This is a genomic window from Pseudoxanthomonas sp. LjRoot206 (assembly GCF_056175725.1).
The window spans coordinates 842,536-854,859 of sequence record NZ_JBGFFI010000001.1 but is presented as its reverse complement, the minus strand read 5'-3'; the positions used below and the strand labels follow the sequence as shown (position 1 = coordinate 854,859).

At 67.2% G+C, this 12,324-nt stretch carries 8 protein-coding genes and 1 pseudogene; all 9 read right to left on the bottom strand.

What is annotated here, in order from left to right:
• Positions 1-5: 5 nt before the first annotated feature.
• Positions 6-470 (bottom strand): transcription elongation factor GreA, encoded by a 465-nt coding sequence (gene greA, locus AC04MD_RS04255; protein WP_192271214.1) that lies wholly within the window; start codon positions 468-470, stop codon positions 6-8.
• Between the two features lie 8 nt (positions 471-478).
• The gene (gene carB / locus AC04MD_RS04250) at positions 479-3,724 is read right to left on the bottom strand and encodes a carbamoyl-phosphate synthase large subunit (RefSeq protein WP_475496068.1); all 3,246 of its coding nucleotides are present in this window, start codon (positions 3,722-3,724) and stop codon (positions 479-481) included.
• A gap of 116 nt (positions 3,725-3,840) precedes the next feature.
• Positions 3,841-4,458: a hypothetical protein gene (locus AC04MD_RS04245; RefSeq protein ID WP_475496067.1), complete on the bottom strand. Its 618-nt coding sequence runs from the start codon at positions 4,456-4,458 to the stop codon at positions 3,841-3,843.
• Entirely contained in the window at positions 4,458-5,582 is a 1,125-nt protein-coding gene (gene carA / locus AC04MD_RS04240; RefSeq protein WP_475496066.1) for a glutamine-hydrolyzing carbamoyl-phosphate synthase small subunit, read from the bottom strand. The genes AC04MD_RS04245 and carA overlap by 1 nt, the downstream gene beginning before the upstream one ends.
• Before the next feature lie 205 nt (positions 5,583-5,787).
• A complete protein-coding gene (gene dapB, locus AC04MD_RS04235) occupies positions 5,788-6,501 on the bottom strand; it encodes a 4-hydroxy-tetrahydrodipicolinate reductase (protein WP_475496065.1) in 714 nt (237 codons plus the stop codon).
• A 54-nt stretch (positions 6,502-6,555) separates the two neighbouring features.
• On the bottom strand, positions 6,556-7,866 hold the full coding sequence (locus tag AC04MD_RS04230) for a sensor domain-containing phosphodiesterase (RefSeq protein ID WP_475496064.1): 1,311 nt from the start codon (positions 7,864-7,866) through the stop codon (positions 6,556-6,558).
• Positions 7,867-8,007: 141 nt separating this feature from the next.
• A pseudogene (locus AC04MD_RS04225) lies at positions 8,008-9,111 on the bottom strand (prephenate dehydrogenase).
• A 55-nt stretch (positions 9,112-9,166) separates the two neighbouring features.
• Complete coding sequence (dnaJ, locus tag AC04MD_RS04220) at positions 9,167-10,285, bottom strand: molecular chaperone DnaJ (RefSeq protein ID WP_475496063.1); 1,119 nt, start codon at positions 10,283-10,285, stop codon at positions 9,167-9,169.
• A 94-nt stretch (positions 10,286-10,379) separates the two neighbouring features.
• Entirely contained in the window at positions 10,380-12,299 is a 1,920-nt protein-coding gene (dnaK, locus tag AC04MD_RS04215; protein WP_475496062.1) for a molecular chaperone DnaK, read from the bottom strand.
• Between the last annotated feature and the right edge of the window lie 25 nt (positions 12,300-12,324).

The window sequence follows — 12,324 nt, the reverse complement described above, 5'->3', positions numbered from 1 at the left end:
GTCCGTCAGTCGGCGTAGGAAACGCTGACGATTTCGTACTCGCGCTGGCCGGCGGGCGCATCGATGGTGACGCTGTCGCCCTCGTGCTTGCCGATCAGGGCGCGGGCCAGCGGCGAGGAGATCGCGATCAGGCCCAGCTTGATGTCGGCTTCGAGGTCGCCGACGATCTGGTAGCGCTTTTCCTCGTCCGTATCCACGTCGGCCAGCACCACCTTGGCGCCGAACACGATGCGCGAACCGGCGTTGAGCTTGCTGACGTCGATGATCTCGGAGTGCGACAGCTCGCCCTCCAACTGCTTGATGCGGCCTTCGATGAAACCCTGCTGCTCGCGCGCGGCGTGGTACTCGGCGTTCTCCTTCAGGTCACCGTGCGCACGCGCTTCGGCGATGGCGGTGATCACCTCGGGACGCTTGACCGTCTTCAGCAGATCCAGTTCCTGGCGCAGTCGCTGCGCGCCTTGCATGGTCAATGGGGCTCTCACCCTTGAAGCTCCTTGTGCAGTTCCTGCAACGCCAGCACCGGGCCCGTGCCGCGGTATTCCAGCGAATGCACCAGCGCCTTGGCGCCGGCGACGGTGGTCGAATAGGTGACGCGGTGCTGCAGGGCCTCGCGCCGGATGGAGAAGGAGTCGGCGATCGCCTGGCGTCCTTCCGTCGTGTTGACGATATACACGATTTCGCCGTTCTTGATCAGGTCGACCACATGCGGACGGCCTTCCAGCACCTTGTTGATCTGCTCGCAGGCGATACCGTGCTCACGCAACCAGCCGGCCGTGCCCGCGGTGGCGACGATGCTGTAGCCGCGGGCGACCAGCTCCTGCGCCACCGGCAGCACGCGCTGCTTGTCGGGATCGCGCACCGAGATGAACACCTTGCCCACCGGCGGCGCCTTGATGCCGCCGGCCTCCTGCGCGCGCGCCATCGCCGCGCCGAAGCTGCGGCCCACGCCCATCACCTCGCCGGTGGAGCGCATCTCCGGGCCGAGGATCGGATCCACGCCCTGGAACTTGGCGAACGGGAAGATCGCTTCCTTGACCGAGTAGTAGTCCGGCACGATCTCCTTCGTGGCACCCTGCCCGGCCAGCGTCTTGCCGGCCATGCAGCGGGCGGCGATCTTGGCCAGCGGCATGCCGGTGGCCTTGGACACGAACGGCACCGTGCGCGAGGCGCGCGGGTTCACTTCCAGCAGGTAGACGATGTCGTCGCTGCCATCCTCGCCGGCCTGGATCGCGAACTGGGTGTTCATCAGTCCGACCACCTTCAGCGCCTTGGCCAGTTCGACTACCTGGCGGCGCAGTTCGTCCTGCGTCTTCGCCGACAGCGAGTACGGCGGCAGCGAGCATGACGAGTCGCCCGAGTGCACGCCGGCCTCCTCGATGTGCTCCATCACGCCGCCGATCAGCACGTTGCCTTCGGCGTCGGCGATGATGTCGACGTCCACCTCGACCGCGTTGTCGAGGAAGCGGTCCAGCAGCACCGGCGAATCGTTGGACACCTTGACCGCGTCGCGCACGTAGCGCGCCAGGTCGGATTCGCCGTAGACGATCTCCATCGCACGGCCACCCAGCACGTACGACGGACGCACGACCAACGGATAGCCGATCTCGCGCGCCAGCAGCAGCGCTTCCTGGTCGTTGCGGGCGATGCGGTTCGGCGGCTGTTTCAGGCCGAGCGTGTCGACCAGCTGCTGGAAGCGCTCGCGGTCCTCGGCCAGGTCGATGGAATCCGGGCTGGTGCCGATGACCGGCACGCCATTGGCTTCCAGCGCACGCGCCAGCTTCAGCGGCGTCTGCCCGCCGTACTGCACGATGACGCCCTTCGGCTGTTCCAGTTCGACGATCTCGAGCACGTCCTCCAGCGTCAGCGGCTCGAAGTACAGGCGGTCGGAGGTGTCGTAGTCGGTGGAGACGGTTTCCGGGTTGCAGTTGACCATGATGGTCTCGAACCCGTCCTCGCGCAGCGCCAGCGCCGCGTGCACGCAGCAGTAATCGAACTCGATGCCCTGGCCGATGCGGTTGGGACCGCCGCCGAGGATCATGATCTTGTCGCGGTGGGTCGGCTGCGCCTCGCACTCGTCCTCATAGGTCGAATACAGGTAGGCGGTGCTGGTGGCGAATTCGGCCGCGCAGGAATCGACGCGCTTGTAGACCGGCTTCACGCCCAATGCCTTGCGCAGCACGCGCACGGCGGTTTCATTGGTGTTCGCCAGCTGCGCCAGGCGCGCATCGGAGAAGCCCATGCGCTTCAGCTTGCGCATGCGCGCCTTGTCCAGCGAGCCCAGACCATCGGTGGCAAGCTGCTGTTCCGCCGCGATGATTTCTTCCATCTGGTCGAGGAACCACGGGTCGATGAACGACAGCGCGTGCACCTGTTCGACGCTCATGCCGGCGCGGAACGCATCGGCGACGTAGAACAGGCGCTCCGGGCCCGGCGCCTTCAGTTCGCGGCGCAGCGTGGCCAGATCGTCCTCGTCGGCCAGGTCCAAGCCGGTAGGGTCCAGGCCCACCTTGCCGGTTTCCAGCCCACGAAGCGCCTTCTGCAGCGACTCCTGGAAGGTACGGCCCATCGCCATCACCTCGCCCACCGACTTCATCTGGGTGGTCAGGCGGGCATCGGCCTGCGGGAACTTCTCGAACGCGAAGCGCGGAATCTTGGTGACCACGTAGTCGATCGCCGGCTCGAACGAGGCCGGGGTCAGGCCGCCGGTGATCTCGTTCTTCAGCTCATCCAGCGTATAGCCCACGGCCAGCTTGGCGGCGACCTTGGCGATCGGGAAGCCGGTCGCCTTGGACGCCAGCGCCGACGAACGCGACACGCGCGGGTTCATCTCGATGACGACCACGCGGCCGGTCTGCGCATTGATGCCGAACTGCACGTTCGAGCCGCCGGTATCCACGCCGATCTTGCGCAGCACGGCGATGGAGGCATCGCGCAGGCGCTGGTATTCCTTGTCGGTCAGCGTCTGCGCCGGCGCGACGGTGATGCTGTCGCCGGTGTGCACGCCCATCGGGTCGAGGTTCTCGATCGAGCAGACGATGATGCAGTTGTCCGCGGTGTCGCGGACCACTTCCATCTCGAATTCCTTCCAGCCCAGCACCGACTCTTCCACCAGCACTTCGGTGGTCGGCGACAGTTCCAGGCCACGGGTGACGATGTCGACCAGTTCCTCCCGGTTGTAGGCGATGCCGCCGCCGCTGCCGCCCAGGGTGAAGCTGGGACGGATGATGGTGGGATAGCCGACGCGGGCCTGGATCTCCAGCGCCTCCTCCAGCGTGTGGGCGACGGCGGCCTTCGGGCATTCCAGGCCGATCTCGCCCATCGCCACGCGGAACAGCTCGCGGTCTTCCGCCATGCGGATGGCGTCGCGCTTGGCGCCGATCAGTTCGACGTTGTACTTCTCCAGCACGCCGTTGTCGGCCAGGTCCAGCGCGCAGTTCAGCGCGGTCTGGCCGCCCATCGTCGGCAGCAGCGCGTCGGGCTTCTCCTTGGCGATGATCTTCTCGACCGTCTGCCAGTTGATCGGCTCGATGTAGACCGCGTCCGCCATTTCCGGGTCGGTCATGATGGTGGCGGGGTTGCTGTTGACCAGCACCACCCGGTATCCCTCTTCGCGCAGCGCCTTGCAGGCCTGCGCGCCGGAGTAGTCGAACTCGCAGGCCTGGCCGATGACGATCGGGCCCGCGCCGATGATGAGGATGGTCTTGAGGTCGTTGCGCTTTGGCATGGGAATCTACTTTCCGGAAGTGGGAGCCGCCGCGGCATGCGCCGCCTGCAGGCTTTCGCCGGCGCCCGTGCCCGAAGGCACGATGACCGGCAACACATGGTCGCGTCGGGCCTGCCTTACATCAGCGTGGCAGGCGAGATGTCGCACAACTTGAAACCATGGAACATGGCCTTGACGGCGAGCATCTCGCCGGACGCGCGGTCGTCGTCCTTGTTCTCGCCCAGCGATTCGCCCAGGCCGACCAGTGCGCGCAGGTCGCGGTACTTCGGGTCGCGCGCGAACGTGACCATCGCCAGCAACTGGTCGGGCGAGGCGTCGCGCATCAGCGCAGCCGCATCGACGCTTTCGCCGTCCTGCTTGGCCTCGACACCGGCCTGCATCAGTTTGGAGAACAGTGGGCCGGCTTCCTTCACCACGCGCGTGTCGTCGGCAAGGCGCTTGCCGTGCTCGTCGGCGTAGCGCGCGACTTCCTCGCGCTTGTAGCGACGGAAGCCATCCACCGACAGTTCGCGGCGCAGGCAGGCCAGCTGGTCGGCCGACACCGCATCCGCCTTGCCCTGCAGGGGCCACGTCGGATCTTCGGCGGCCGCCTTCTCCATGACGTCGCCCAGCGGCAGCAGGCCGACGATGGCGTCGGTCAGCGCATCGATCTGGCGGTCATCCGATGGTGCGGCCTGCGCGGTGCCGACGCACAGCGCCAGCGCAACCGCCACCCACCTGCGCTGCAGGCGCATCAGCGGGCGCCCATCGAAGCGACGAACCGGTCGAACAGCGGCGCCACGTCATGCGGGCCCGGCGAGGCTTCCGGATGTCCCTGGAACGAGAACGCCGGCGCGTCGGTCAGTTCGATGCCCTGGTTGGTGCCGTCGAACAGCGAGCGGTGGATGACGCGCACATTCGCCGGCAGCGAGGCTTCATCGACGGCGAAGCCGTGGTTCTGCGAGGTGATCATCACGCGGCCGCTGTCGAGGTCCTGCACCGGGTGGTTCGCACCGTGGTGGCCGTGACCCATCTTCATCGTCTGCGCGCCGGCGGCGAGCGCCAGCAGCTGGTGACCCAGGCAGATGCCGAAGGTCGGGATCTTCTTCGCGATGAATTCGCGGATGGCGGTGATGGCGTAGTCGCACGGCGCCGGATCGCCCGGGCCGTTGGACAGGAACACGCCATCCGGCTGCAGGGCCAGCACGTCGGCCGCGCTGGTCTGCGCGGGCACCACGGTGACGTCGCAACCGCGCTCGGCGAGCATGCGCAGGATGTTGTGCTTCACGCCGAAGTCGTAGGCCACGACCTTGAATTTCGCCGGCGCCTGCACGAAGGCATTGCGGTCCAGGTCGAGCTGGCCATCGCGCCACGGATACGGCGTGTCGGTGGTCACCACCTTGGCCAGGTCCATGCCCTTCAGGCCGGGGAACTTGCGCGCGGCTTCGAGCGCCTGCTCGACATCGAGGCCGTCGCCGGCCATCAGCGCGCCGTTCTGGGCGCCGCGCTCGCGCAGGATGCGGGTCAGCTTGCGGGTGTCGATGCCGGCGATGGCCACGATACCGCGCGTGGACAACCACTCCGGCAGGGCCTGCTGGTTGCGCCAGCTGCTGGGACGGCGCGGCACGTCGCGCACGATCAGGCCGGCGCACCACACCTTGGCGGCTTCGTCGTCCTGGTCGGTGCAGCCGGTGTTGCCGATATGGGGATAGGTCAGGGTGACGAGCTGGCGGGCATACGACGGGTCGGTCAGGATTTCCTGGTAACCGGTCATTGCGGTGTTGAACACCACTTCGCCGACCGAAAGGCCGTCTGCGCCTACGGATTCGCCCTCGAATACGGTGCCGTCTTCGAGTACGAGAATTGCGGGTCGTGTCACGGGGTTCGCCTTGGGGTGAAGGAACCCTGCCCCACCGTCTTGCGGCTGCAAGAAACCGCGAACGCGGCTTCTATCCGGTCCGTGGCGATGGGTAACAGGCGAGGGCGAATTGTACGGGGATGGCCTGTTCAGCGCCACCGTTTTTTTCCCCGCCAGACCATTGGCAGACCGCAGGCGGCGCGCGTGTTCAGGTTTTACGGCGACGTCAATCCAGCAGATCGCGCACGCGATAGCTGCCGGGCGGACGATCGGCCAGCTTCGAGGCCACGTGCAGCGCGCCACGGGCGAACACGTCGCGGTGGGTCGCCCGGTGGACCAGTTCGACGCGCTCGCCGAGCCCGGTGAACTGCACGGTGTGCTCGCCGACGATGTCGCCGGCGCGCAGGCTGGCGTAGTGCACCTGCGCGCCCACACTGCCCGCTGCCTGCCCCAGCGTCAGCGCCGTGCCGGAGGGCGCGTCCTTCTTGTGCACGTGATGCGATTCGACGACATCCACGTCCCAGCCCGGCAGCGCCGCGGCCGCGCGTTCCACCAGCTCGGCCAGCACGGCGACGCCCAGGCTGAAGTTCGTCGCCCATACCAGCGGGATGGCGGTGGCCGCCCGCGTCACCGCCGCCATCTGGCTTTCGGAGATACCGGTGGTGCCCGACACCAGCGGAGCGCTCCGCTCGACGCACAGCGCCAGGATCGGGTCGAAGCCCTCGGGCAGGCTGAAATCGATGGCGACGTCGAACGCCGGCACGCCCGCCAGCTCAGTGGCGGCGAAGTAAGGCACCCCATCCACCACGCGTGGCGATGGCGTACGGCGCGTCACCGCGGCGGCGATCTGGTAGCGATCGGGCTGTTCTGCCGCAAGACGGAGCAGCGCCTGGCCCATGCGGCCGGACGCACCATGGATGAGGAGACGGAGGGCGTTCATGGCCGCATGGTAGCCGCCGGCAAGCAGCCGCGCGACCACCCGTCGGGCCGCCACTCACGGCATCTGCGGCTTGCCCAGGTAATAGCCCTGCGCGAACGGCACGCCGAGCGCCTTGAGCGTCTGCAACTGCTCTTCGGTTTCGACGCCTTCAGCGATCAGCTCCGCGCGAGTGCCTTGCGCAAACGCCAGCAATGCCGCGATCAATGCCTGTACGCGGGGGCGCTGATCGATCTCACGCACTAGCGTGAAGTCGAGTTTGATGATGTCCGGGGCCAGCCGCAGCACGTGACGCAGGCTGGCGAAACCGGCGCCCGTATCATCTACCGCGATACGGATCCCCAGCGCCTGCAGGGCGGACAGGCAATTATTGAGCCGGTCGTAGTCTTCTACCGCCGTGTGCTCGGTGATCTCCAGCACCAGACGATGCGTTGCATGTTCCGCGAGCAGCGCGTGCAATCTGTCGCTGCACGCGGTTTCGGGCGACACGTTGAGCGCCAGATAGGCGCCATCCGGCACATGCTGCAGCCGTGCCAGCCCCGCTTCCACCGCCGCCAGCTCCAGCGGGACGCTCATGCCGTGACGCGCGGCATCCTCGAACCAGCGGGAGGTCGACAGGTCGTACTCCACGGGGAAGCGGGCCAGCGCCTCATAGCCGACCACCGCCCCGTTATCGATGCGCACGACCGGCTGCAGCGCGGACGCCAGTCCCGGTCCCCCGAGCACCTCCTCGATGCGCGCCCGCACCTCACTCGCGTCTTGCCTGTCGCGTGCGCCCTGCCCTTTGCGCGTCTCGAGCGCCGCGCGCATCTGTGCATGCTCGATCGCCTTGTAGAGGCTCGCGGCGACCAGTGTGCTGAGTTGCTCCAGTGTGCGGCAATCCGCTTCCTGGTAGGCCGACGGGAACGCCGAGATGACCTTGAGCACGCCCACGGTCTGGTTGCGGAAGTTCAGCGGCGCCACCAGCATCGAGCGCAAGCCGACGGTGCGGCAGGCGTCGCGGTTGACGCGCGGGTCGGCTTCGCTGTCGTCGCAGCGCATCACGCGGCCTTCGCTGATGCAGCGTCCGGACAGACTGCCCTGGACGGGCAGCGCCATGCCGACCTGGCCGCGTGCGATGCCGCTGGCCGACCAGTAGCGCATCATCTCGCCATCGCGGATCTCGAGCACGGCGCCGGAGGACCGCGTCAGTTCCTGGGCGCGATGGGTGATGGCGTCGACCACGTCCTGCGGCTCAGGGCCGGCTGCGGCGATCTCACTCTGCGCCGCGACGATCTTCGTCAGCAGCGCGACCGCATCTTCGTCGGCCAGTGCCGTCGGGCGTGCGCGGGCCGAAGAAAGCGACACCAGCTTGTTGTTACGGGCCATCTCCCCTCGCTCCTTGCAGATGGTGATGAGGACAAGGAACTCAGGCGCCGCCCCATCGGCTCCGATGCTAGGCCTCTCGTCTCACCGTTGTCGAGTAACAGATTTACTGACTGGAAGGTTGTCCAGAATCGCTAACACCCGCTATGGGATGACACGGCCCAACCCCTGCCGGGCGATGTCGTCGAGAGTCCGCCGCAGGGCCGCGGGATCCGCTTCGTCGAAGCCGATGCGAAAGTGCACTTCTCCCTCGGGTGTGCGCGAGGAGTGGATCGACGACAGGCTCACGGCATGCCGCTCGAAGATGTGCAGCAAGGTCCGCAGCGCGCCGGGGCGGTCGTCCGGCAAGTGCACGCTGATGGACTGTCCCGCCGCCAGATCGGCGAGCAGGTAGCCGATCCTTTCGTAGCTGTAGTTGCCGTCGGCCAGCGACGTCGTTCCGATGGCCTCGCGATTGCCGTGCAGGAACTCGTCGCGGAACGCGGCGCGGGATGCGTCGCTGCCCTCGCCGACGAGCGACGCCATGCGGCCGATCTGCTGCCCCAGCGCATGCAGAATCTCGCCCGCATGCGGATTGCCGAACTGGATGTCTTCGTAGATCGCCGGATTCAGCGACAGGATGCGGGCGATGACGGCGGCATCCATCTCGAACGAAGCCGACCGGAACGGCATCACCGCGGCCAGGTCACCGACGTGTGCGGCCTGGCTGCGCAATACGCCGGCCTGCGCCAGGTGCGTCGCATGCACCATCGCCTGCACCAGCGCCATGACCCGGTCATGCTGCTCGGGCGATGCCTGCACGCACTCGGCCTCCAGCGCGACCAGGAACACATCCAGCCAGGTGCGCCACCGATCCAGCCGCGCTTCGCTGACCACCATCACCCTGCCCTTCAGCGTCGGCGCCTTCGGCGGCGCCGTCATCGGGTGCAGGCCGACCACCTCCGCACGGGTGCGCAGCATCGCCTCCACCGGCAGCGACTTGATCGAGGTGACGTCCAGCTACAGTTTGCCGGCCTCGCTGCCGCCCGCCAGGGCAGCGTAGTGCCAGATCACCGACACGGTGTGGCGGATCGGCGCGGAAAACACCAGCACATCCGCGCGGCGCACCAGCTCCGACTCGCTGGCGGAAGACGCATCGGCCGGATCATGGCCGATGACCTCCAGTCCCATCCGCGCGCGGAAGAACTGCTGCAGCCAGCGGCCATAGGCGCCGGCGCTGCCGACGATACCGATGAGGGGTGCGGACACGAAGAGGGCTCCTCGAAGGAGCCCTATTCTAGAAGCATGCCGGCATCGCGGACCCTCAGGACGTCATGCGGTCCCAGAATCCCTTGACGCCATCGAGGAACGTGGCCGACTTCGGCGAGTGCTTGCGCGCCTCGTCGCCGACGAAGGTGGCTTCGAACTTTTCCAGCAGCTCGCGCTGCTCGTTGGTCAGGTTCACCGGCGTTTCGACTACGACGCGGCAGTACAGGTCGCCTTCGCTGCGGCTGCGTACGGACTTGACGCCCTTGCCGCGCAGGCGGAACAGCTTGCCGGTCTGGGTTTCGGCCGGGATACGGATTTCCGCTTCGCCCTTCAGGGTCGGCACGCGTATGGTGTCGCCCAGCGCCGCCTGCGAGATACGGATCGGCACTTCGCAGTGCAGGTCGTCGCCATCGCGCTGGAAGATCTCGTGCTCGCGCACGCGCACTTCCACGTACAGGTCGCCCGGCGGCGTACCCGGCGGACCGGCTTCGCCCTCGCCGGTCAGGCGGATGCGGTCGCCGTTGTCCACGCCGGCCGGGATCTTGACCGACAGGACCTTCTCTTCCTCCACGCGACCGGCGCCGTGGCACGCGGTGCAGGGATTCTTGATGGTCTGGCCGCGGCCGCCACACGCCGGGCACGCCTGCTGCATGGCGAAGATGCCGCGCTGCATGCGGACGTTGCCGCGCCCGCCGCAGGTACCGCAGGTCTCGACCTTGCCGTCCGCGGAACCGGAACCGTTGCAGGGCTCGCAGCCCACCAGCGACGGAATCTCGATGCGCTTCTCGATGCCGGCGACGGCCTCTTCCAGGTCCAGCTCCATCACGTAACCGACGTCGGCGCCGCGGCGCGCGGCGCGGGCACCGCCGCCACCGAAGATATTGCCGAAGATGTCGCCGAAGATGTCGCCCATGTCGGGGCCACCCGGACCGCCACCGCCCATGCCGTGTTCGAACGCGGCATGGCCATGCGCGTCGTAGGTGCGGCGCTTGGCGCCGTCCGACAGCACTTCGTAGGCTTCCTTGCATTCCTTGAAGGCCGCTTCCGCGGCCGCGTCGCCCGGATTGCGGTCCGGGTGATGCTTCATCGCACAGCGGCGATAGGCCTTCTTCAGGTCTTCGTCACTGGCGTCGCGGGCCACGCCCAGGACTTCGTAGTAATCGCGCTTGCTCATGTGTGGTCAGGCTGGTCTCGCGTAGTCGCCGGATGGCAAAACGGGAGGCCGTGGCAGGCCACGTCTCCCGTCCGCCGCATCCCGTGGGCCGGGATTACTTCTTGTCGTCCTTCACTTCGGTGAACTCCGCGTCGACCACGTCGTCGGCCGGCGCGGACGCGCCACCCGACGGGCCGCCGGCACCGCCCTGGTCCGCCGACGCCGCCGCGTACAGCGACTGGCCCGCCTCTTCCAGCGCCTTGGCCTTGGCCTCGATCTGCGTCTTGTCGTCGCCCTTCATCGCGGTGTCGAGCTCGGCAATGGCCGCTTCCACGCGGCCGATCACGTCACCACCCACCTTGCTGCCGTGCTCGGCGATGGCCGTGCGGGTGGCGTGCAGCAGGCCGTCGGCGTGGTTGCGCGCCTGCACCAGCTCCTGGAACTTCTTGTCGTCCTCGCGGTGCGCTTCGGCGTCGGCGACCATGCGCGCGATCTCGTCCTCGGACAGGCCCGAACCGGCCTTGATCTCGACCTTCTGTTCCTTGTTGGTCTTCTTGTCCTTGGCGCTGACGTGCAGGATGCCGTTGGCGTCGATGTCGAAGGACACCTCGACCTGCGGCATGCCGCGCGGCGCCGGCTCGATGCCGGCCAGGTCGAACTTGGCCAGCGACTTGTTGAAGCGGGCCTGCTCGCGCTCGCCCTGCAGCACGTGCACCGTCACCGCGGACTGGTTGTCCTCGGCGGTGGAGAAGGTCTGCGAGGCCTTGGTCGGGATGGTGGTGTTCTTCTCGATGATCTTGGTGAACACGCCGCCCAGCGTCTCGATGCCCAGCGACAGCGGGGTCACGTCGAGCAGCAGCACGTCCTTGACGTCGCCGGCCAGCACGCCGCCCTGGATCGCGGCGCCCAGCGCCACGGCCTCGTCGGGATTGACGTCCTTGCGCGGCTCCTTGCCGAAGAACTCGGCCACCGCCTGCTGCACTTTCGGCATGCGGGTCTGGCCACCGACCAGGATGACTTCGCCGATGTCGCTGGCGCGCAGGCCGGCATCGTTCAGCGCGATGCGGCACGGCTCGATGGTCTTCTTCACCAGGTCTTCGACCAGCGCTTCCAGCTTGGCGCGGGTCAGCTTGATGTTGAGGTGCTTCGGGCCCGAGGCGTCGGCCGTCACGTACGGCAGGTTCACTTCGGTCTGCTGCGAGCTGGACAGCTCGATCTTGGCGCGCTCGGCGGCGTCCTTCAGGCGCTGCAGGGCCAGCGGATCCTTGCGCAGGTCGATGCCCTGGTCCTTCTGGAACTCCTCGACGAGGTAGTCGATGACGCGCTTGTCGAAGTCTTCGCCGCCCAGGAAGGTGTCGCCGTTGGTCGCCAGCACTTCGAACTGCTTCTCGCCGTCGACGTTGGCGATCTCGATGATCGACACGTCGAACGTGCCGCCGCCCAGGTCGTAGACCACGATCTTGCGGTCCGAACCACCCTCGCCCTTGTCCAGGCCGTAGGCCAGCGCGGCGGCGGTGGGTTCGTTGATGATGCGCTTGACGTCGAGGCCGGCGATCTTGCCGGCGTCCTTGGTCGCCTGGCGCTGGCTGTCGTTGAAGTAGGCCGGCACGGTAATGACGGCTTCGGTGACGGTTTCGCCCAGGAAGGCTTCGGCCGTCTTCTTCATCTTTTCCAGTACACGCGCGGAGATTTCCTGCGGCGCCATCTTCTTGCCGTCGCTGGTCTGCACCCAGGCGTCGCCGTTGTCGTGCGCGACGATGCCGTACGGCACCAGGTCCAGGTCCTTCTTCACTTCGGCGTCGGTGAACTTGCGGCCGATCAGGCGCTTCACCGCGTAGAAGGTGTTCTTCGGGTTGGTCACGGCCTGGCGCTTGGCCGAAGCACCGACCAGTACTTCGCCGTCCTTGGTGTAGGCGACGATGGAGGGCGTGGTGCGGTCGCCTTCCGAATTTTCGATGACGCGGGCCTTGCCGCCGTCCATGATCGCCACGCACGAGTTCGTCGTGCCCAGGTCGATGCCGATGATCTTGCCCATGATGGATCTCACTCCCTAGCGAATG

Bases quoted from the DNA above. Each gene is read 5' to 3' on its own strand.
- carB (WP_475496068.1), bottom strand. From the start codon at position 3,724: ATGCCAAAGCGCAACGACCTCAAGACCATCCTCATCATCGGCGCGGGC.
- AC04MD_RS04245 (WP_475496067.1), bottom strand. From the start codon at position 4,458: ATGCGCCTGCAGCGCAGGTGGGTGGCGGTTGCGCTGGCGCTGTGCGTC.
- dapB (WP_475496065.1), bottom strand. From the start codon at position 6,501: ATGAACGCCCTCCGTCTCCTCATCCATGGTGCGTCCGGCCGCATGGGC.
- AC04MD_RS04230 (WP_475496064.1), bottom strand. From the start codon at position 7,866: ATGGCCCGTAACAACAAGCTGGTGTCGCTTTCTTCGGCCCGCGCACGC.
- dnaJ (WP_475496063.1), bottom strand. From the start codon at position 10,285: ATGAGCAAGCGCGATTACTACGAAGTCCTGGGCGTGGCCCGCGACGCC.
- dnaK (WP_475496062.1), bottom strand. From the start codon at position 12,299: ATGGGCAAGATCATCGGCATCGACCTGGGCACGACGAACTCGTGCGTG.